This window comes from Agrobacterium sp. 20P9.1.2 (assembly GCF_057799395.1).
On the sequence record NZ_JBYOKI010000004.1, the window covers coordinates 446438 to 467352 of the forward strand.

Consider the following 20915-nt stretch of genomic DNA (forward strand, 5'->3'; position numbering starts at 1 on the left):
GATGGAAACGGTATCGATCGACAATCGCGGTGATTTTGGTCTTTGGGCGATTGAGCGCGCCAAGGCGATCATTGCGGCAGAGGGATCGGACCTTGCTATTGCATCACGCGAAGGCGATGAAAACGCGATCCGTGAAGCGGCCAACAGTCTGGGTGCTGCCATTTCCGCAGCCCTGCTGGAGGTTTATGACGGCCTTGTTCCCGAGGAGTGATCTCCCCGGTACAGCCCCGCATAGCGAAGGGCGATGAAGGCCGTAAGGCAGGCCACGGCAAAGGCGTTGAGGTTCAGCAGCTTAGCAAGGTCAGGCGCGTCCCAGATGTGTAGCGCGTCGCCAATCATGTAACGTGTCAGCAGAAAACCGGCGAAGACGACACCCGTCATGCCGATCTGCCACAGCCTTTCGCCAGCGCGGAATGACACGGCGACGAGCATGATGCAGGCCGCGAAAAACAGCTCCGTGCCGGAGCCTGTGCCAAAGAGTTTGGTTTCAAAAACCGTATCGATGGTGCCGATGAGGGGCAGGGCGATGCGGGCGGCAAGCGCCGACCGCCGGGCGATAAAGGGAATCACAAGAAAGAACAGCGCCGAGACGACGCTGATCAGCGATGCCTCGACGCCATTTCCAACCAGCCACCAGATCGTCAGAGGATAGAAGGGCTTGTTGATGATGATCACCCAGGCGACGGTGATCGTCGCCGCCGTCAGGGGATCGCGCGTTCCATCCTCCGTTGTCATGCCTTAGGCTTTCGCAGGCGTCAGCAGGTAGTGACCGACACCCCAGACCGCGCCTTTGTCATGTCCGAAGAGCCCGGCGGTCGCCAGAAAGAACAGCCGCCAGCGCCGACGCCACAGATTGGCATCCTTGCCATAGACGTTCTGCAAAATCGGCGTGATGTTTTCGGATTCGCGGTCGAAATTGGCGAGCCAGTCCATGGCCGTGCGGCGGTAATGATCGCCCGACCAGCGCCACTCGGCCTCGACATTGTAGATATCCTCGAAGCGATGCGGCAAATCCAGCGCTGGCATAATGCCGCCGGTGAAGAAGTGGTGTGCAATCCAGTCTGCCGGATTGTTCTGGTCGAAGCGGTAGGAGCGGTCCTTGTGATTGAAGACGTGGATGAACAGCTTGCCATCCTCCTTCAGCCAGCTGCGCGTACGCTCAAACAGCGCGCGCCAGTTGGACATGTGTTCGAACATTTCCACCGAGACGATGCGGTCATAATGGCCTGAGGGCGCGAAATCATTCATGTCGGCAGTGATGACCGTCAGATTGGTGATGCCCTGTTGTGCCGCGAGCCCGAGAATATAGGCCCGCTGAGATGAGGAATTGGACACCGACGTAATGCGCGCGTTGGGAAACTGCCGGGCAAGGTAAAGGGACAGCGAGCCCCAGCCGCAGCCGAGTTCCAGAATATCCATGCCATCATAGATATCGGCGTGTTTGACCGTTTCGGCCAAAGCTGCCGTTTCGGCATCGGCAAGAGTCGTGGTCGCGCTGGGGTAATAGCAGCAGGAATATTTGCGCTGAGGACCAAGGACGAGGGCGAAGAATTCAGCCGGTACTTCGTAATGCTGGCGATTGGCCTCATCCGTATGAGTGGCAACGGGGAAGTTGGCCATATCCCGCGCGAAAGCAAGCTCTTCCGCATGCGGCACTTTTTCCAGCCGACGTTTTGTCCGGTTGCACAGAAAATCTATGCCGGTCAGTGTCAGGCTGTCGGAAAGCGGTGCTTTCTCTGCGGTGTTAATGGCGAAAGCCAGCATATTCATCTTATACCTCCTCTTTTCTTGGTCCCGGGAAAAACGCGTTGACGCGCCGTTGAAGTGAACGGAATTTCTCGCCGCGAGAGCGCAGCATATGCTCTTCCAGCGGCGGGATGCCCGATGCATGAACCAGCAGCCAATACATGAGTGCTGGTGCCAGCAGCGCTGCCCAGCTCCATGGCGACGGGCCGGTCAGCGCCAGCAACGGCCATGCGCACCAGAACAGCCACTCGAAGAAATAATTGGGGTGGCGGGAATAGCGCCACAGGCCTTCCTCGCAGATTTCGGTTTTCGCCTCCGGCTTCTTGCGGAAATGGGCGAGCTGGCGATCCGACAGGGCTTCACCGCCGAGCGCGATGATGGCCACGAGAATGCCGACGATATCGAGCGCGGTCGGGAAGGGGGCCGTGTTGGACGCCGCGACATAGATGGCGACAACGAGGATCAATCCGGCCAGTGCCTGGATTTGCAGGAACTGGAACAGGCGGATGCTGGCCTTTGTGCCCCATTCCTCCACCAGCTTGGCGTAACGCGGGTCTTCGCCGCCGCCTTTGGTGCGCGAACCGATATGGCTACCGAGCCTGAGGGACCAGATGGCGATGATGAGAAAGGCGGCTGCGCGCCGCTCGAACGTGCCATAGGCAAAGAGGATTGCAACAAGGCCGCCAATTCCCACGGAGAAAGACCAGATCGTATCGATCCAGCCGCTGGCGCCGGTTTTTCTCTGGATGGCCCATGCCGCAGTCATGACAAGGCTGAGGCCAATAGCAATGAAGATCAACAATCCATAATTCATCGCAATCTACTTCCACCCCATAATGCTGCCGCTACAGATAGACTACGGCGAGGAAGACGAATTGGTTTCCTCTGCGCGGAAAAAAACTGAAGCGCGGATTCTTTGTGATCCAATGAAACCTTTCGACCGTTCTAGTCTTCAAAGGCGGGGTGCAGACGCATTTCGTTGGAGGAGATGATCATGAATACGGCATGGAAATACGCAATCTGCATTGTGGCGGCATCTTCGGGTGTTGCTTCGGCTGCGGATATCAATGGCCAATGGGCGCGCGGTGATGGCAATGCGAAGGTCAAGATTGCGCCCTGCGGATCGGACATTTGCGCCACCAACACCTGGATCAAGCCCGGCACGCCGAAGGAAAAAGCCGGCGACCGTCTGGTGATGACAATCAAGCCGACATCCGACGGCGAATATTCCGGCACGGCTTTCGATCCACAGCGTGACCTGACCTACAAGCTGACCGTTTCGGTCAAGGGCGACACGATGACGACCAAGGGCTGTGTTCTCGCAGGTATTCTCTGCAAGGGCGTAGACTGGTCGCGCATTCAGTAATGATTTGAAAGGCTGGGATTTGCGAATGAAGAAACGTGTTGTTGCTTATGTCTCGACGCTGGTGGTGTTTGTCGCCATCGACTTCGTGTGGCTGAGTGTGATGGCCAATGTGCTGTACCGGCCAGCACTTGGCGACATGCTGGCAGCTGATTTCCGGCCCGTTCCGGCGGTTCTGTTTTACCTGATCTATGCCGCTGGGCTGACCTTCTTTGCCGTTCGCCCCGGTCTCGTGACTGCTAAATTCGGAACCTCGTTTCTCTATGGCGCACTTCTGGGCTTCGTGGCCTATGCCACCTATGACCTCACCAATCAGGCAACGCTGGCAAACTGGTCCACGACTTTGACCATTGCCGATCTGATCTGGGGTTCCGTTCTCTCCGCCGTGTCCGCCTGTGCGGGACACTGGATCACTGAAAAACTGAATGGGCGTATCGCCCATTAACGGACCCGGCCGCCCGCGTAATGCGTCTCCAGACGGCCGGGTTCAAATTTTCTGCCGCATGGTCAATCCGGCATCCTGCGCGCGACGTAGTAGAAGAATAGTTTCGCAGCAGTTCAGGATTATCATGGCGTCTCATCTCGTTACCGTGTTTGGTGTTTTCTTTGCGATCATGCTTGGAGGAAGCGCTCTGGCCTCGGAAAAAACCGAAAGAGCAACGACAACAGGCGAAGCCCTGATCGATGTCGGCGGCTTCAAGCTGAACAGCGTGCTGCTGCCCGCCAAGAAAGGCGCCACGCTGCCGCCCATCGTCTTCATCCACGGCGCCAGCACCAGCCTTTATGACCCGATGTATGCGTTTCGTGACAAGCTGGAAGGCAAGGCCACACTCCTCTTCGTCGACAGGCCCGGCCATGGCCGCTCCGATGTGGGGCCAAAGGCCAATATTCTGCCGGATGCGCAGGCGGACGCCATCGCAACGCTGATGAAGAAGCGCGGTATTCGCAAGGCCATCATTGTCGGGCATTCCTTCGGCGGCGCTATAACAGCGGCGTTCGCGGTACGACACAAGGATATGGTGGAGGGCCTAGTGTTTCTTTCGCCCGCGCTTTACCCGTGGCCAGGTGGTGTTTCCTGGTATTACGATGCTGCGCGCGTGCCCGTTGCTGGAGTGGTATTCAGCACGCTGGTTGCGCCCGCTGCCGGGGCTCTGGTTATCGATGGGGCGGTAAAATCCGTCTTTGCGCCCAATCCACGACCTTCGGACTACATTGCCAAAACCAAGGCCTATCAGGCGCTGCGTCCCGTTGCCTTCCGCCATAATGCGCAGGAAGTGGGCGGGCTGAATGCCTGGGCGAAGACGGCTTCCGCGCAGTTTCGCGACATAAAGGCCCCGACCGTCATCATTGCGGGAGATGCCGACAAGGTCGTGTCCACCGACATCCATTCACGCCATCTGGCGCGCGACATCCGTGGTGCGGAACTGATCGTGGTGCACAATCTCGGCCACAAGTCAGATTATGTGGCGAGCGATCTGGCCATCGCGGCCATGGAAAAGATTGCTGGCAAGAAGCGCAATCTCAAATCCATCGCAAAAACGCTGGAAGCAAAAATTGCCAATGACGGCAAATAAGTAGACTGGCCGGTGCAAGACCGGCCAGTCCCTGTCTTTCTGACTTACATCGACAGAACGGCGATGGCGCGAACCGGGTTTTCAACGCCCGTGATATCGCCTGCCTTGGTTGCCTTACCGGTTTCCAGATCGACGGTGTAAAGCGTCTTGTCTGCTGCCAGCCATGCGGTGTTCTTGCCTTCTGCCGTCGTCTGGATATCGAAGGCATAGGTCGCAGGCTTGCCATCGATGCCAAGCTTGCCGATGGACTTCAGCGTGCCGTCATTTGGCTTGGTCTGCTGAACCAGCGCGCCTGTGGTGGCGTCGATGTTGTACATGGCTGTCTTTTCAGGCTTGCCGAAGGAGTTGGTATAGGCTGCTGCCACGACATTTGGCGTTTCGCCCTTGTGCATGTCGCCATCTTCATAGGCCAGTGTTCCATCGACAGTCACGGCACCCGTATCAGGGTGGACGCGGTGGTTGGTTGTGCCGGTCATGTAGCGCAGACGGTCTGCCATGGGGTTGAAGTCAACGATAACAGGTGCCTGCGTCATGGTCAGCGGCTTGTCCATTTTTGCCACTTCGGTTGCTGCACCCGTTTCCAGATTGATGGAAACGATTGTGTTATCAGGTGTCACGCCAATAACCGTCTTGTTGCCGGGACGGAAATCGATGCCGACCAGCTTGTCGACGCCGGTTACATCCATGGACTTGGTGACTTCAGGCTTTTCGGTATCGAACATGACAAGTGTCTTGTCGCCGGTCAGACCGAGAACGGGTGCTGCCGAGGCATAGGTTGCTGTTGCAGCGAGCAGGGCAGAAGCAATCGTTGCTGTGCGAATGATGGTCATATCTTTCTCCCGTGTTAAATCCGTTTCGAGAGGCGGCCAGCGCTGCGCTGTTCATCGCTCTCAAAGGGTAGACACATGGGGAGGGGCCTTTGGATGCAGCGGTGCAAAATTTTTTTTGATTTGCATCCAACGTGGCGTTTCCTGTGTATGGTTTTCTAGAGAACATGCACAGCGGGAGAGGCTCTTTGGACGTAAAGCAGACACAAGCAGACGATTTTGGCGCGGCCCTTACCGCCTGCGCCAGGGGGGATCGAAACGGCTTGCGGCTGATTTTCGACAGGGAAGCCGGGCGGCTTATCGCCGTGGCCCAGCGTATCGTGCGGCGGCGCGATCTGGCGGAAGAGGTGGTGCAGGAGGCCTTCATCCGCATCTGGAAGAACGCGCACCAATATGCGCCGGAGCGCGGCTCTGCGCGTGGCTGGATTTACGCCATCGTTCGCAACCGGGCGCTCAATATGCTCAGAGACGGCAAGCGCGAGGATCTGGTGACGGACGATCATCTGGAGACCTTGCAGGAAGCGCAGCATGTGGAGCAGATCATGGCGTCCTGGCACCGGCTGGACCAGAACAGCAAGCTTCGCGATTGTCTCTCCACGCTGGATGAAACCCGCCGCCGCGGCATTCTCATGGCCTATGTCGGCGGTTATACCCATGGCGAAATTGCCGGACGGCTGAAAATTCCACTCGGCACCACGAAGTCGTGGATAAGGCGCGGCCTGTCTTCGCTGCGGGAGTGCATGGCATGACCGACATCAAGCAGGACATCGCCCGCATCGCCGATGAGTATGTGCTCGGCCTTCTGGATGACGACGACCACGAGCGCGTGGAAGCACAGATTACCGACAACCGCGATCTGCGCGATGCCATCGCCGCCAGCCGCGAGCGTTTTCTGCCGCTCGATACATCCGTCGATGAAACGCCGCCCAGCCCATCGCTGTGGCAACGCATTGACGCGGGTCTCGCAGCAGCTCAGGACGAAACACCTCAAAAGCCTCTGACCGCCTCCAACGACAATCGCCTGTCGCTGTGGAAACGAACCGCCGTCGCATCGCTTGCCGCGTCGCTGCTGCTGACAGCCGGCCTCGGCTGGTCCCTCATGCGCCCGGTCGATCCAGTCGTCGTCGCAATTTTGGTGAACGACGCCGGTGAGCCCCAGGCCATCGTGGAAGACTTCAGCAACAAACAAGCCAGCATCCGACTTCTGGCCGACTTCACCGTGCCCGAAGGCAAAACCATGCAGGTCTGGACCCTACCAAACCGCGAAATGGGCCCCGTCTCCCTCGGCCTCCTGGACCAACACCGCTCCGCCAAACTGGCAACGCCAACTTTGCCGGAACCGAAAAACGACCAACTCTACGAGATCACGCTCGAACAATCAGGCGGATCACCGACTGGCAGGCCGACAGGACCGATACTGGTAAAGGGATTTGCGAAGATACCGTTGTAGTGGCGCACCCGACAGGATTCGAACCTGTGACCTTTGGAATCGGAATCCAACACTCTATCCAGCTGAGCTACGGGTGCATCCGTGCGTGCGATGAATCGCATCTGGTAGCGATTGGTTCTTAGCTCAGCTTGTCGTCCGCATCAATGCGTAAAATCGATGTGGTGGTTTTGCGATTGGTTTATTGCGTCAGAAGCCTATCTCTAGGCGTGATTTTCCTCGCTTAAAAATTGTGCGACCAAAAAAATATCAGGATTAATTTTAGCGCATATTCTGGTTTTTGCATATTCGCATTGCAAGTAGTATTTTGCCGCATAATTGCTTTTTGAGTGTTTCAGCTGCTTTTATCGCGAGAAAACATGATGTTGTGGGGAGGGGCCGGGATGCAACCTGAGCTATGTTTGCGCTAACTTGTAATGAAAGCGACTAATCACGGGCGCAAAACTTTATATCGTTGCTTTATCTATTATTAAACCTTGTTCTAATAAACGTAATTGGGTAATTAACTATAGTTCACGAAGACGAATCAAAGGGGACCAGAATGACAGTCAGTCTCGCATTCGAGCATGGCAGAGCTAAAATGGCCTATGTGGAAGCCGATGAAGTGCCTATGGTTTCCAAGTCAGAAATCGACTATTCGATTCTATCGGAGGCCGTTGTTTATCGGCTTCGACGCGCTCAGCTATCGGTTGTAAGTGATTTTAACGAGAGCCTGCTGGCCTACGGGCTGCGCCCGGCAGATTTCTCGGTTCTGATCGTCGTGGCGAACAATACGGGCTTGAAGCAGAGCGATGTTGCAGAAGCGCTCGGTATCCAGCGCGCCAACTTCGTTGCCATCATCGACGGTCTCGAGGACAAGGGTCTGCTGCACAGACGCCGCTCGGACTCCGACAGGCGCGTGCATTATATCGAGATGACCGAGGAGGGTCGTTCCGTTCTGGAAGAGATTTCCCAGATTTGGAAAGATCACGAGGACAAGCTGATCGATCGTCTGGGCGGTGAGAAGGCGCGTGACCAGCTGGTTGGTCTTCTGCGCCGCATTCAGGATTGATCACAGGCACTTTTTATCAAAGAAGATCAGAAAGGTGCGGTTTGGCCGCACCTTTTTTTGTGAGAATGGGTCAGACTTTCATGGCGCCTGGGCCCGGGGTTGCGCCAGCAGGCACCTTGCCCAGAATGATCATTCCCAGCACCTCGTCCTTGGTCACGTCCTGCGTTCTGGCGTGGCCCACGACCTTTCCGTTCTTCATCACGAAAACACGGTCTGCGAGGTCGAAGACATCGTGAATGTCGTGGCTGATCAGGAAAATGCCGATACCCTGCTTCTTCAGCTCCTTGACCAGATCACCCACCTGCGCGGTTTCCTGCGGACCGAGCGCTGCCGTCGGCTCGTCCATGATGAGGATGCGGGCATCGAAGAGGATGGCGCGGGCGATGGCGACGGATTGGCGCTGGCCGCCTGAGAGCGCCTTGACCGGTTCCTTGAAGCGTTTGAAGTTGGGGTTGAGACGGCCCATGACCTCGCGGGCAGAGGCTTCCATGGCCACATCGTCCAGCGTACCCCATGGGGTGCGCAATTCGCGACCGAGGTAGAGATTGGCGGCGGCATCGACATTATCGGCCACAGCCAGCGTCTGATAGATGGTTTCGATGCCGAATTTCTTGGCATCGCGCGGGTTTCTGATATCGGCATCCTCACCATTGATGAGGATTTCGCCGCCATCGCGACGATAGGCGCCGGACAGGATTTTGATCAGCGTCGATTTGCCCGCGCCATTGTGACCCAGCAGCGCCACGACTTCACCGCGGTGAAGGTCTACCGAGGCGTTTTCCACCGCGTGGATGCCGCCGAAAGAAATGGAAATATTGCGCATTTCCACAAGCGGAGTGGATTGGTCCGTCATATCGGAAACTCCTCTTTTATTGTTTGGCGCATGATCACTTGGCTCTGGCGCGGTAGACCGTGTCGAGCCAGACGGCCATGACCAGCACGACGCCGATGACGATGCTTTGCAATGGCGTGTCCATTCCCAAAAGCACCATGCCGGAGTTTAGCGATTGCATGACCACGGCTCCCAGAATGGCACCGGCGATGGTGCCGGCACCACCGGCCAGCGACGTGCCGCCAATGACGGCTGCGGCAATGGTGTAAAGCTCATCCAGCGTGCCCTGCGCATTGGTTGCAGCATTCAGACGCGCCGTAGAGATGGCCGCGGCAATGGCGCAAAGTGCACCCATCAGCGCGAATATCCTGACCGTGACCCAGCGCGTCTTGATGCCAGCCAGAACCGCAGCTTCCGGGTTGCCGCCAATGGCAAAGACATAGCGGCCAAAGCGGGTGCGATTGGTAATGAAGTTCATGACGATAGCGATGCCGAGCGCGATCAGCACGGGAATGGCAATGCCGAGGGAAATCTCAAGCCCACCATCCGGCCAGGCTATGCCGTTTGCCTCGGCATATTTGCGGGCGAGATTGACCGGCATGTAATAGCTGTTCAGCACTTTCACCGCGCCAAGCACAACGCCGCAGCCGATGATGCCCATCAGATATTCCGCCCAGATGGGTTTGAGCGGAAAACCGAAGCGTTTGCGCTGCCGTCTTGAATTGATGATGGACAGGATGATGAGGACGCAGGCGATGATGCCAACGATCCAGCTGGCTGTCGCGCCAATCGATCCGTCTGCGCCGCCGCCCATCAGGCGGAAGCGCGTGTCCATGGGCGCAACGGTCGCACCGCTCGTCACCATCCATGCCGCGCCGCGCCAGACCAGCAGGCCACCCAGCGTGACGATGAAGGAGGGAACATTCATGAAGGCGATGATCACGCCCTGAAATGCACCGATGGCAGCACCCAGCACGATGCCGACGCTCAAAGCGATCATCCATGACATCGGGTGGTCGTAGCCCAGCCATCCCGGCAGGAAACGCGTTTGCGTCACGGCCATGATCATGCCGACGAAGCCGAGGATCGATCCCACCGAAAGGTCGATGTTGCGGGTGACGATGACCAGAACCATGCCGGTTGCCATGACGGACACGGATGCCGCCTGAACCGAAAGGTTCCACAAATTGCGCGAGGTGAGGAACAGGCCGCCGGACAGGATTTCAAATCCAACCCATATGGAAAACAGCGCCACGACCATGCCCAGAAGCCGCGTGTCGATTTCCGTCGCGTTTAAAAAGCGTCGCAACGGGTTTCCCCGCTCTGCCCGCGCACCGGATGACGGTGCGACAACGGTTTGTTCCGCCATATTCCCTATACTCCTTGAAATATCTCATGCCCTGCGCGTGCCGCTGACGCCGCAAGGTAACCCTTGCGGCGCTATCGGAAGAGATCGTCAGATGGCAATGCAGCTGGGCTTTGCCATCTTCACGACCCGTTGCAGGCTTACTTGCAGGCAGCGACCGTTCCTGCCTTCACGCCCTGGCACAGCTCGCTCTTGCTGATCCATTTGGCATCCAGGACGACGTTGAGATTGTCCTTGGTGATGGCCTGAGGTTCCAGGAAGTAGGAGCTCATTTCGACACCCTTGGTGCCGCCCTTGAACTTGACGGTGCCTTCCAGCGATTCCATCTTCGTTCCCTTGGCAAGCGCTACGGCAACTTCGCCAGCCTTCTTGCCCAGCTTGCGGCTGTCTTTCCACACGGAAACCGTCTGGGTGCCAAGCGCCACGCGGTTCAGCGCGGCTTTGTCGCCATCCTGACCGGAGACCGGTACGGAACCGGCAAGCCCCTGCGCTTCCAGTGCCGCAACCACGCCACCTGCCATGCCGTCATTGGAAGAGACGACTGCATCGACCTTGTTGTTGTTGGCTGTCAGGAACTGCTCCATGTTTTTCTGGGCAATTTCCGGCTTCCAGCCATCGGTATAGGCCTCGCCGACATTCTTGATCTTGCCGGATGTGATGGCATCTTTCAGCACTTCCATCTGGCCGGAGAAAACGAAGTCCGCATTCGGATCCGTCGAGCCGCCCTTGATGAAGACGTAGTTGCCGGTCGGCTTGATCTTGAAGACTTCCTTGGCCTGAAGGCGTCCGACTTCCTTGTTATCAAAGGTGATGTAGTAGGTGCCGGGGTTTTCGATCAGGCGGTCATAGCCGACCACGGGAATGCCTTCGGCGGCAGCCTTTTCAATGGCCGGGCCAATGGCGCTGCTATCCTGTGCAAGCACGATCAGTGCATTTGCGCCCTGAGCAATCAGGCTTTCGATGTCGGTCAGCTGCTTTGCAGCCGATGTCTGCGCGTCGGCAGAAATATATTTTGCGCCGGATGCTTTCAGAGCATCCTTGATGGCGGCTTCGTCGGTCTTCCAGCGCTCTTCCTGAAAGTTCGACCAGGAAACGCCAACGACGAGATCGGCGGCAATGGCTGCGGTGTGCAGCGATACGAGTACGGCTGTACCCGCCAAAAGCTTGGCAAATGAATTCATGAATGTCCTCCCGGGTGGTGGCAAAACGCGGGGCACCTCCATGCCTGCGCGAACGCCAGAAAACCTGCCAAGCAATGCCAGAAGCATTTTTTCTCGACAGTCGAGAAATTAAATGTCAGAGAATCCGAAAGCTGTCAACAGGACTTGCGGGCCTACCTCCGGAAGTTGATTGCGGCGGGACTGCACAGGGTTTATGGCGTTGAAAACAGGCGAAGGAACCGAGACGCAATGTCGGCCATAGCGAGTACCGAGCTGGTCCGACAGCAAAACAGTCTGCGCATGCTCAGCGCATTGCGACGCCATGGCAATCTATCCCATACCGCTCTTGCCGAATTAACGGGCCTCGCCTCTGCGACAGTTTCCGCCATCACCGCCGAGCTGGAACGCTTCAGCCTGATCGAGCGGACCGAGCAGCAGGCGGCATCGGGCAGGGGGCGTCCTCGCGTTCTGTTCCAGCCCAACAGCCGATTCGGCTATGTTGCCGTCGTCGTCATCTCGTCGGATGCGGTTCAATATTCACTGGTCGATTTCACTGGCAAACTGATGGACCGCTTCGGGGAGGGCAGGTCTTCGGGAACGAGCGAGACCTTTGCACAAGCGGTTCTGGAAGGTGTTCTGCGGCTTGCCAGCCGCTCCAAGATTGCGCCAAGCGATATCCTGCATATTTCCATCAGCAGCAAAGGACTGGTCGATCCGGCCAGTGCCACGCTGATGTGGTCTCCCGTGCTGGGGGAGGGGCAGTTGGATTTTCGCAGGACGCTCTCGCCGCATTTCCGCGCACAGATCTATCTTTATAACGAGACGTTGCTGGCGGCTGAGGCCTTGTGGATGCGCAACCGTGGTCGTGAGGAAGGCGTCACGTCGCTCGCGGCCCTGTCGCTCGGCCACAGCATTGGTCTTGGCGTGGCGCGGGATATTGGCGAGGGACGCGCCGATGTCAGCGCTCCCAACTTCGGCCATATGCTGCATGTGCCTGACGGTGCGCTCTGCCGCTGCGGTGCCAAGGGTTGCGTCGAGGCTTACTGTGGGTTCTACGGCATTCTGCGCGCCGCCTTTGAGGTGCCGACCAACACGATACCTGCGAAATTCGTACCGCTGGCCGAGGTGGAAAAGATTGCCGCATCCGCCCGCGCAGGAAACCGCATGGCCGCCTTTGCCTTTCGCCAGGCGGGGCTGGTGCTGGGAAACGGGCTGTCGCGGCTTTTCAGCCTGCATGGTCCCATGCCGGTCTTCGTGACCGGGCCGGGAACGCGATTTTTCGATCTTCTCAAGGCCAGCATTCAGGACGGCATGGTGCAGACCAGTGTGGTTCGCATGGGTGGCCTGCCGCAGATCACAATCGAGCCAGATGAGCAGTCTTTGGTCTTCGATGGCCATATGGGGCTTGCATTGTCGCGTCTGGATGGAGATATCGTCATGTCTGGCATGGTCGCGCCGCAAGGTTCATAGCGCTGCCATCACGGTGCATGGAGAAAATATGCTGCTTATCGACACAAGCCACCCGATCTACAGACCGCTTTGGGTCAGGCTGCTGATCGTCGGCTTCTGCGCGGCCTGGGCCATCATCGAGTTTGTCAACCACGAGATTTTCTGGGCAACCGTCGTGGGGGGCGTGGCGGTCTATTCCGCCTATGTGCTGCTGATCACCTTCAAGCCGCCTGCCGAGAAGGTCGAGGAAGCCACTCCGACACCGCCTGCGCCAGACGCAGAGTAATCACCTCGATAAAAAGCGGATGGCCTGATCGATCAGCAGATTGGCTGCCGTCATGCGCTTCGTGGCATGTTCCCGAAACAGCGGACTGACCATATCCGGATGGTTCAGGCGGGCGAAGCTGCGGCGTTTTTCGCTGAGCGTCTCGACGGTATCCTTGTCGCTGATCGCCAATTCATCCGAGACATCCGAGAGCGATGTGCGCTCCAGATAGGCAGGCATAATCTCAGGCTCAGGTTCCGGCACTGCCGCCGGTTCTTCCAGAAAATCGAGATAGGAATCGAGTGGAAGATTGGCCGATGACGGGTTTTGTGTTGCGGTTTCGAACACCAGACTGGCGCTGAAACTGTTCATCCCGAAGTCGGGCCGCTGCTCTTCGACCGGGGGAATGTCGTCCGCCTCACGCTCTAGGCGTTCCACCACTGACTGGAAGACGGATTGTCCGAACAGCATTTGACCTTCCCTGTTGATGGCGCGCACAGGACCACATGAAGGTGGCGTCTGGCTTGCGTGGTCAATTCCACGTCAGATTCTGGCTTTCCTCGAGCACCAGATCATAGAGCAACTGCGCGCTGGGCGGCAAAGCACGGTCCTTGGTGACGATCAGGCTATAGGGTTTGACGCTCAAATCGAAATCGGTGGTCAGAATGCGAATATCGCCCATGGGCGAATGCTGGCCGGAGACGAATTCCGCCATTTCATAGGACAGCGGCGCAATCGCATTGGTCTGCGTCACGATGGCAAGCGTCAGCACTATGGACGGCGTATTGATGACGTTGCGCGGCAGGGCCACACCTTGCGATAGAAAGACATCTTCCATCGTCCGTCGCAGCAAGGCGCCGGGCGGCTGGAACACCCAGTCATACTGCGAAAGGTCTTCCAGCTTCGCCGGTGGGTCCTGCAGAAGCGGATGGTCCTTACGCACCAGAAGGCAGGCGCGTTCGATGCCGATCTCATGCGCGTTAAAAAGCGCAGGATCGATGTCGTCAGGGATACGCCCGATGACGAAATCGTGCCGGGCGGCCAGCAATTCGCGCGCCAATACGTTGCTGGTTTCCACCTGAACATTCACCTCGATGCCGGGATAGGTGTCCATGGCCTTGCGAAGTGCAGGCACCACCAGACTGATGGCAGGGGCGGTGACCGAACCGATGAAGACCGAGCCGCCGCTTCCGGATTTCATCTGCGCCAGCTCACGGCTGGCCTCACGCAGTTCCAGAAGAATCTTTTTTGCGCGCTTTGCCAGCGCCTCTCCGAACTGGGTCAGCACCACGCCACGTGATGCGCGCTGACAGAGCGGGCTCTTAACAATGGCTTCCATTTCAGACAACATGCGCGATGCGGCAGGCTGGGTCATGTTGAGCGCTGCGGCGGCTGCGCTTACCTGGCCGTGTTCTTCAATGGTCACCAGCATGCGCAAATGGGCCATTTTCAGCCCCGCACGCAACAGGGGGTTGTCTTCGGTCAGAGACAGAAATTCGAACGTATTCGTTCCATTTCGTTCCATGGCGCTTCCCATTTCGCCTCCATGAAACTGGGAGGGGCTATTATATCGATTTAATATAACAAAAATGATATAGGAAAAGCAATATATTCTATTTGACAGTTATATGGATTCAGAACAGTTTGCGCCTGTGCCGAGGAGGAGTGGCAAAAGTTCGGATTGTATCTTTGCATTCCGTTCATGTAAGCTAAACTCCTAACGCTCGGGCGTGGATTTGAAGGCGCATCGCAGATAAGCAACGCCTGCAAAAGGGTTCCAAGGGAGAGAGTTCATGAAATCCATTATTTCGTTGGTTGCGGCCTGTGCCATCGGCGCTGCAGCATTTGCGTCGCCAGTTTGGGCGCAGGACAAGGGCACAGTTGGTATTGCAATGCCGACGAAGTCTTCTGCACGCTGGATCGATGACGGCAACAACATCGTCAAGCAGCTTCAGGATGCTGGTTACGCGACGGATCTGCAGTACGCTGACGACGATATTCCGAATCAGCTGTCTCAGATTGAGAACATGGTTACCAAGGGCGTAAAGGTTCTGGTGATTGCATCGATCGACGGCACGACGCTGTCGGACGTTCTCAAGCAGGCTGGTTCGCAGGGCATCAAGGTCATCGCTTATGACCGTCTGATCCGTAACAGCGGCGACGTCAGCTACTACGCAACTTTCGACAACTTCCAGGTTGGCGTGTTGCAGGCAACGTCGATTGCCGACAAGCTTGGCTTGAAGGACGGCAAGGGTCCGTTCAACATCGAACTGTTCGGCGGCTCGCCAGACGACAACAACGCCTTCTTCTTCTACGACGGCGCAATGTCTGTTCTCAAGCCTTACATCGACAGCGGCAAGCTCGTCGTAAAGTCTGGCCAGATGGGCATGGACAAGGTCGGTACGCTGCGTTGGGACCCGGCAACGGCCCAGGCTCGTATGGATAACCTTCTGTCTGCCTACTACACAGACGCAAAGGTTGACGCCGTTCTGTCGCCTTACGACGGTATCTCCATCGGCATCATCTCTTCGCTCAAGGGCGTAGGTTACGGCTCCAAGGATCAGCCGCTTCCAGTCGTTTCCGGTCAGGACGCTGAAGTTCCTTCCGTCAAGTCCATTCTGGCTGGCGAACAGTATTCCACAATCTTCAAGGACACACGCGAACTCGCGAAGGTCACTGTTGGCATGGTCAATGCTGCCATGCAGGGCAAAGAGCCAGAAGTTAACGACACAAAGACCTATGAAAATGGCGTCAAGGTCGTTCCTTCCTACCTCTTGAAGCCTGTTGCCGTAACCAAGGACAACGTCAAGCAGGTTCTGGTTGACAGCGGTTACTACAAAGAAGACCAGCTGAAGTAATCTATAATCGTGGCGGGGATGGACTTTGCTCCATCCCCGCTTCTTTAAAAAAGAACGCCGGATTGTACGGCGCTGGATTGCGATATGGACAATACCATCCTCGAAATGCGGAATATCACCAAGACGTTTCCGGGCGTGAAAGCGCTGGAAAACGTGAACCTCAAGGTTCGCCAGGGTGAGATACACGCACTCGTCGGCGAAAACGGTGCTGGAAAGTCGACCCTTATGAAGGTCCTTTCAGGCGTCTACCCCGCTGGCACCTATGACGGCGAAATTCACTACGAAGGTCAGCAGCGTAACTTCCGCGCGATCAACGACAGTGAGGAAATCGGCATCATCATCATTCACCAGGAATTGGCCCTGGTTCCCCTTCTGTCGATTGCAGAAAACATTTTCCTCGGCAACGAGATCGCCACCAACGGCGTCATCAGCTGGCAGCAGACATTCAACCGCACCCGTGAGCTGTTGAAGAAGGTTGGCCTGAAGGAATCGCCTGAAACGCTGATCACCGACATCGGTGTGGGCAAGCAGCAGCTGGTGGAAATCGCCAAGGCGCTGTCCAAGAGCGTGAAGCTTCTCATTCTCGACGAGCCGACGGCATCGCTGAACGAAAGCGATTCGGAAGCGCTCCTCAACCTTTTGATCGAGTTCCGTAAGCAAGGCCTGACCTCCATCATCATCACGCACAAGCTGAACGAAGTGCGCAAGGTGGCAGACCAGATCACGGTTCTGCGTGACGGTATGACGGTCAAGACGCTCGACTGTCATAAGGAAGAGATCAGCGAAGACGTCATTATCAGAAACATGGTGGGCCGCGACCTCGAAGACCGTTACCCGCCACGCGACGTGCCGATTGGCGAAACCATTCTCGAAGTGAAGAACTGGAACGCCTATCACCAGCAGCACCGTGACCGGCAGATGCTGCACGATATTAACATCAACGTCCGCAAGGGCGAGGTTGTCGGCATCGCGGGTCTGATGGGCGCGGGCCGCACGGAATTCGCAATGAGCGTTTTCGGCAAGTCTTACGGCCACAAGATCACCGGCGATGTGCTGATTCACGGCAAGCCGGTTGATGTCAGCACTGTTCGCAAAGCTATCGATGCAGGTCTGGCTTATGTGACCGAGGACCGCAAACATCTGGGTCTCGTGCTCAACGACAATATTTTGCACAACACTACACTTGCCAATCTGGCCGGTGTGTCTTCCGCAAGCGTTATCGACGACCACAAGGAAATGTCGGTCGCAAACGATTTTCGCAAGCGTCTGCGCATTCGCTCGTCCGGCATCTTTCAGGAAACGGTCAATCTTTCAGGGGGCAACCAGCAGAAGGTTGTGCTTTCGAAGTGGTTGTTCTCCAATCCTGACGTCCTCATTCTGGACGAACCGACGCGCGGTATCGACGTCGGTGCAAAATACGAAATCTACACCATTATCAACCAGCTCGCCGCCGACGGAAAAGGCGTTCTGATGATCTCATCGGAAATGCCCGAACTGCTTGGCAATTGCGACCGCATCTACGTTATGAACGAAGGACGGATTGTCGCCGAATTGCCGAAGGGAGAGGCGAGCCAGGAAAGCATCATGCGCGCTATCATGCGCTCAGGGGAGAAGAACTGATGAGTTCGGCCAACACATCCACCGAAGAAAGCAACGTCGTTTCAGTCGGCTCGTATATTCGCGCCAACATCCGCGAATATGGCATGCTGATCGCGCTCGTCGCCATCATGGTTTTCTTCCAGTTTTACACCGGCGGCATTCTGTTTCGCCCGGTTAACCTGACAAACCTGATCCTTCAGAACTCGTTCATCGTCATCATGTCTCTGGGCATGTTGCTGGTCATCGTGGCCGGGCATATCGACCTTTCGGTCGGCTCCATCGTCGCCTTCGTCGGCGCGATAGCCGCCATTTTGACCGTGCAATGGGGCATGAACCCACTCTTGGCGGCGCTCATCTGCCTTGGCGTTGGCGGCATCATCGGTGCGGCGCAGGGCTACTGGATTGCCTATCACCGCATTCCATCCTTCATCGTGACACTGGCGGGCATGCTCGTGTTCCGCGGCCTGACACTCTTCGTGCTGGGCGGCAAGAATATCGGTCCTTTCCCGGTCGATTTCCAGGTCGTCAGCACGGGCTTCCTGCCGGATATCGGCGGCATTGAAGGCATCAACGTCACCTCCATGGTGCTGACGCTTGCGATCACGCTCGCTCTGTTCGTGCTGGCTCTGCGTCGCCGTCAGGTGAATGTTCGCCACGGCATCGATGTCGAGCCTTTCGGCTTCTTCATCGTGCAGAACCTGCTGATTGCTGGCGCAATCCTGTTCCTCGGCTACCAGCTGTCCACCTATCGCGGCTTGCCGAACGTCCTCATCGTCATGCTGGTGCTGATCGCGCTTTACAGCTTTGTTACGCGTCGCACGACCATCGGTCGTCGTATCTACGCCATGGGCGGTAACGAGAAGGCTACCAAGCTTTCGGGTATCAACACAGAACGTCTTAGCTTCCTGACATTCGTCAACATGGGTGTTCTGGCTGGTCTCGCCGGCATGATCATCGCCACGCGCCTCAACTCGGCAACGCCGAAGGCTGGCGTTGGCTTCGAACTGGACGTCATCGCGGCCTGCTTCATCGGCGGTGCTTCGGCTTCCGGCGGCGTTGGCAAGATCACCGGTGCTGTTATCGGCGCCTTCATCATGGGCGTGATGAACAACGGCATGTCGATCGTCGGCCTCGGCATCGACTTCCAGCAGATGGTCAAGGGCCTCGTGCTTCTGGCTGCCGTGTTCTTCGACGTCTACAACAAGAACAAGGGCTGATCGCTCGCGTTCACCCACAGTTTGAAACGACAACAAGTGGCCGGTTTCCGGCCACTTTCATGAGATGCAGACGTCATAACGTCGTTGAAAGGAATTACCGTGCTGATTTCTCAGATCAAGGATGCGAGCGGAAAGATCATCGTCGCCGTTCGTGAAGAGGGTGGGCAGGCGCGTGCCGTCAATAATGCCGAATCCGTTTACGCGCTGGCGCTTGAAGCGGCCAATGGCGGAAAAACGCTGGCCGACGTCATTTCGGCCCGTGGTTACGGCGACGCCATCGATCTCGAAGAGGTCTATGCCGAAGGCCGTTTCTTATCCCCGATCACCCATCCGGATCCGGCGCATCTGCACCTGACGGGCACCGGTCTGACCCATCTGGGCTCGGCCGCCACCCGTGACAGCATGCACAAGAAGACCAGCGAGACATCCGAGGAGAGCCTGACGGACTCCATGAAGATGTTCAAGATGGGCCTTGAGAACGGCAAGCCGAAGGCTGGCGAAAAGGGCGTTCAGCCCGAGTGGTTCTACAAGGGCAACGGCCATGTCGCGACAGCACCAGGTGCGGCACTGATTTCCCCATCCTTCGCGCTCGACGGCGGTGAAGAGCCGGAAATGGCTGGCATCTACGTCATCTCGGACAAGGGTGAGGCTTTCCGCATCGGCTTTGCTGTGTCCAACGAGTTCTCCGATCACGTTACCGAGCGAATGAACTATCTCTATCTCGCTCACTCCAAGCTTCGCCCTGCAAGCTTCGGCCCAGAAATCCGCGTCGGCGCACCGCCCTCGGATATTCGCGGCACATCGCGTATCCTGCGCGATGGCAAGGTGATTTTCGAAAAGCCGTTCCTGTCCGGTGAGGACAACATGTCCCACACCTTCGCCAATCTGGAATACCACCACTTCAAATACGGCCTGTTCCGTGCGCCGGGTGAAGTGCATGTCCACATGTTCGGCACGGCGACGCTCTCCTTCGCCGATGGCGTGAAGCCGGAAGCCGGCGACGTCTTCGAAATCGAAGCAGCGGGTTTCGGTCTACCATTGCGCAACGCGCTGCGGGTGGAGATGGAAGAAGCCATCACCGTGCATCAGCTCTAAGCTGATCTCCGGCAAGCATTCAAAGCCCTGAACCTATGGTTCGGGGCTTTTTTTATGGCGTATCAAGGCCCCAAAGCCTGCCTTCACCGACCTCGACCGAATTGCCAGCGGGATCGCGGATATAGACGGAATAGCTGTCATTGTTCCAGCGTTGGTAATGCTCGATTTCAATGCCAAGAGACACGAAGTGATCCCTCCAGGCATCGACTTCCCGCTTGTCCTTTGCGCGGAAGCAGAAATGTCCCTGTCCAGATGTACCATGTCGCGGTATCGGATTGCCCGCATCGGCAACGCGTGACTTGGCCGGATCAAAGACCAACAACATCTGCTGCCCGCATCGGAAAAAGACGAACTGCCCGGCAAGCTTCCTGACGACCTCAAGCCCAAACACCTCACGATAAAACCGCTCAGCCGCGTCCAGATCGTCGGCGTAAATCACCGTTTCCATAATTCCGCGTGGTGTCTGCATGCGCGGCGCTCCCTCGTTCCCGTGAACTTTGGTTCAGGAGAACCGGAAGCGCAAGAGGAGACCGTGTTTCGTGGATGAGCAGCGAGGAAGAATCGACGGTCTTAAGAGCAAGCGGTGCCCATCGCGAGTATTAGAGGATATCTTAGGCGGGCAGGGGTCTATATGTCGCTCTGCAGAGTGTTGCACCAAAAACAAGAGCTTAAGCGCCTCGGCAAAAACGGTTTCAAATTATGCGCTGCAATGATGCAGCTCCACAAAGTGAAACGGCGCGACCAAGGTCGCGCCGTTCGATTTCAATCTAGTTCTTAGCCTTACTTATACAGCGTTATAAGCGGCTAGGATTGCCTGTGTCTGGTCGTCGTTGAGAGACTGCATCTGCGCTTCGCTGAGAGCTCCGATTGTCACTTTAGTCAGCCCAGAAATCGCTTCGGTCGTCAGTCCATCAAGTGCATTGTTGGTGAGTGCTGCAATCTCGTCAGTGGTGAAGCTGTTGAGTTCGGCAGCATCGAGAGTGGCTACCTGTGCGGAACTCAAGACGGCAACCTGAGACGACGTCAGAGCCTTGATACCGTCACTGGAGAACTTATCCAGCTGGTC

Annotated in this window: 24 protein-coding genes and 1 tRNA gene; 13 read left to right on the forward strand and 12 right to left on the reverse strand. The window is 56.9% G+C overall.

Annotation, left to right across the window (positions count from 1 at the left end):
* Position 1: 1 nt before the first annotated feature.
* The gene (locus tag AC27VJ_RS14820; protein ID WP_113088958.1) at positions 2-211 is read left to right on the forward strand and encodes a hypothetical protein; all 210 of its coding nucleotides are present in this window, start codon (positions 2-4) and stop codon (positions 209-211) included.
* Here AC27VJ_RS14820 and AC27VJ_RS14825 read toward each other — a convergent pair.
* From AC27VJ_RS14825 to AC27VJ_RS14835, 3 genes are read right to left on the reverse strand one after another with little or no spacing between them, the layout of a single operon-like run.
* Positions 184-735, reverse strand: a complete 552-nt coding sequence (locus tag AC27VJ_RS14825) for a hypothetical protein (protein WP_488684661.1) — start codon at positions 733-735, stop codon at positions 184-186. The genes AC27VJ_RS14820 and AC27VJ_RS14825 overlap by 28 nt on opposite strands.
* A 3-nt stretch (positions 736-738) precedes the next feature.
* On the reverse strand, positions 739-1770 hold the full coding sequence (locus AC27VJ_RS14830; RefSeq protein WP_488684662.1) for an SAM-dependent methyltransferase: 1032 nt from the start codon (positions 1768-1770) through the stop codon (positions 739-741).
* Position 1771: 1 nt separating this feature from the next.
* Complete coding sequence (locus AC27VJ_RS14835; protein WP_488684663.1) at positions 1772-2560, reverse strand: DUF1295 domain-containing protein; 789 nt, start codon at positions 2558-2560, stop codon at positions 1772-1774.
* A 180-nt stretch (positions 2561-2740) separates the two neighbouring features.
* Here AC27VJ_RS14835 and AC27VJ_RS14840 point away from each other — a divergent pair, with 180 nt between their 5' ends.
* From AC27VJ_RS14840 to AC27VJ_RS14850, 3 genes are all read left to right on the forward strand, one after another.
* The gene (locus AC27VJ_RS14840) at positions 2741-3112 is read left to right on the forward strand and encodes a DUF2147 domain-containing protein (protein ID WP_488684664.1); all 372 of its coding nucleotides are present in this window, start codon (positions 2741-2743) and stop codon (positions 3110-3112) included.
* A 25-nt stretch (positions 3113-3137) separates the two neighbouring features.
* The gene (locus AC27VJ_RS14845) at positions 3138-3554 is read left to right on the forward strand and encodes a DUF2177 family protein (RefSeq protein WP_353577420.1); all 417 of its coding nucleotides are present in this window, start codon (positions 3138-3140) and stop codon (positions 3552-3554) included.
* A 124-nt stretch (positions 3555-3678) separates the two neighbouring features.
* Entirely contained in the window at positions 3679-4683 is a 1005-nt protein-coding gene (locus AC27VJ_RS14850) for an alpha/beta fold hydrolase (protein ID WP_488684665.1), read from the forward strand.
* 44 nt (positions 4684-4727) lie between these two features.
* Here the strand turns inward: AC27VJ_RS14850 and AC27VJ_RS14855 are convergent, their stop codons facing one another.
* Positions 4728-5513, reverse strand: a complete 786-nt coding sequence (locus AC27VJ_RS14855) for a DUF4394 domain-containing protein (RefSeq protein WP_113088965.1) — start codon at positions 5511-5513, stop codon at positions 4728-4730.
* Positions 5514-5698: 185 nt separating this feature from the next.
* Here AC27VJ_RS14855 and AC27VJ_RS14860 point away from each other — a divergent pair, with 185 nt between their 5' ends.
* On the forward strand, positions 5699-6259 hold the full coding sequence (locus AC27VJ_RS14860; protein ID WP_488684666.1) for a sigma-70 family RNA polymerase sigma factor: 561 nt from the start codon (positions 5699-5701) through the stop codon (positions 6257-6259).
* Positions 6256-6960, forward strand: coding sequence for an anti-sigma factor (locus tag AC27VJ_RS14865; protein ID WP_488684667.1), 705 nt, complete (start codon positions 6256-6258; stop codon positions 6958-6960). Before AC27VJ_RS14860 ends, AC27VJ_RS14865 begins: the two co-directional genes overlap by 4 nt.
* Here the strand turns inward: AC27VJ_RS14865 and AC27VJ_RS14870 are convergent.
* A tRNA-Arg gene (locus tag AC27VJ_RS14870) sits at positions 6961-7037 on the reverse strand.
* Positions 7038-7498: 461 nt separating this feature from the next.
* Here AC27VJ_RS14870 and AC27VJ_RS14875 point away from each other — a divergent pair.
* Positions 7499-8008: a MarR family winged helix-turn-helix transcriptional regulator gene (locus tag AC27VJ_RS14875; RefSeq protein WP_113088967.1), complete on the forward strand. Its 510-nt coding sequence runs from the start codon at positions 7499-7501 to the stop codon at positions 8006-8008.
* Between the two features lie 70 nt (positions 8009-8078).
* Here AC27VJ_RS14875 and AC27VJ_RS14880 read toward each other — a convergent pair whose 3' ends face one another.
* The 3 genes from AC27VJ_RS14880 to xylF form a co-directional block, all read right to left on the reverse strand.
* Entirely contained in the window at positions 8079-8861 is a 783-nt protein-coding gene (locus AC27VJ_RS14880) for an ATP-binding cassette domain-containing protein (RefSeq protein WP_113088968.1), read from the reverse strand.
* Positions 8862-8895: 34 nt separating this feature from the next.
* Positions 8896-10209 carry a sugar ABC transporter permease gene (locus AC27VJ_RS14885; RefSeq protein WP_113088969.1) on the reverse strand — a complete coding sequence of 438 codons (1314 nt, stop codon included), beginning with the start codon at positions 10207-10209 and terminating at the stop codon, positions 8896-8898.
* A gap of 137 nt (positions 10210-10346) precedes the next feature.
* Positions 10347-11387 (reverse strand): D-xylose ABC transporter substrate-binding protein, encoded by a 1041-nt coding sequence (gene xylF, locus AC27VJ_RS14890; protein WP_113088982.1) that lies wholly within the window; start codon positions 11385-11387, stop codon positions 10347-10349.
* A gap of 228 nt (positions 11388-11615) precedes the next feature.
* Here xylF and AC27VJ_RS14895 point away from each other — a divergent pair, with 228 nt between their 5' ends.
* Positions 11616-12836, forward strand: coding sequence for an ROK family transcriptional regulator (locus AC27VJ_RS14895; protein WP_488684668.1), 1221 nt, complete (start codon positions 11616-11618; stop codon positions 12834-12836).
* 28 nt (positions 12837-12864) lie between these two features.
* Positions 12865-13101: a hypothetical protein gene (locus AC27VJ_RS14900; RefSeq protein ID WP_488684669.1), complete on the forward strand. Its 237-nt coding sequence runs from the start codon at positions 12865-12867 to the stop codon at positions 13099-13101.
* Here AC27VJ_RS14900 and AC27VJ_RS14905 read toward each other — a convergent pair whose 3' ends face one another.
* Both AC27VJ_RS14905 and AC27VJ_RS14910 read right to left on the reverse strand, forming a co-directional pair.
* Positions 13102-13551 (reverse strand): hypothetical protein, encoded by a 450-nt coding sequence (locus AC27VJ_RS14905; RefSeq protein WP_488684670.1) that lies wholly within the window; start codon positions 13549-13551, stop codon positions 13102-13104. It abuts the gene before it with no gap.
* Between the two features lie 61 nt (positions 13552-13612).
* Positions 13613-14605: a LysR family transcriptional regulator gene (locus tag AC27VJ_RS14910; protein ID WP_488684671.1), complete on the reverse strand. Its 993-nt coding sequence runs from the start codon at positions 14603-14605 to the stop codon at positions 13613-13615.
* A 268-nt stretch (positions 14606-14873) separates the two neighbouring features.
* On the opposite strand from AC27VJ_RS14910, the gene chvE reads away from it, so the two are divergent.
* From chvE to araD1, 4 genes are all read left to right on the forward strand, one after another.
* Positions 14874-15938, forward strand: coding sequence for a sugar ABC transporter substrate-binding protein ChvE (chvE, locus tag AC27VJ_RS14915; protein WP_488684672.1), 1065 nt, complete (start codon positions 14874-14876; stop codon positions 15936-15938).
* An 84-nt stretch (positions 15939-16022) separates the two neighbouring features.
* On the forward strand, positions 16023-17558 hold the full coding sequence (gene gguA / locus AC27VJ_RS14920) for a sugar ABC transporter ATP-binding protein GguA (protein ID WP_488684673.1): 1536 nt from the start codon (positions 16023-16025) through the stop codon (positions 17556-17558).
* Entirely contained in the window at positions 17558-18754 is a 1197-nt protein-coding gene (gene gguB / locus AC27VJ_RS14925) for a sugar ABC transporter permease GguB (protein ID WP_113088976.1), read from the forward strand. Before gguA ends, gguB begins: the two co-directional genes overlap by 1 nt.
* A gap of 99 nt (positions 18755-18853) precedes the next feature.
* Complete coding sequence (gene araD1 / locus AC27VJ_RS14930; RefSeq protein ID WP_488684674.1) at positions 18854-19849, forward strand: AraD1 family protein; 996 nt, start codon at positions 18854-18856, stop codon at positions 19847-19849.
* A 52-nt stretch (positions 19850-19901) separates the two neighbouring features.
* On the opposite strand, the gene AC27VJ_RS14935 is transcribed toward araD1, so the two are convergent.
* The gene (locus AC27VJ_RS14935; RefSeq protein ID WP_488684675.1) at positions 19902-20318 is read right to left on the reverse strand and encodes a VOC family protein; all 417 of its coding nucleotides are present in this window, start codon (positions 20316-20318) and stop codon (positions 19902-19904) included.
* 315 nt (positions 20319-20633) lie between these two features.
* Positions 20634-20915, reverse strand: a 282-nt coding sequence (locus AC27VJ_RS14940) for a hypothetical protein (protein ID WP_488684676.1), incomplete at its 5' end; no start/stop codon positions are given.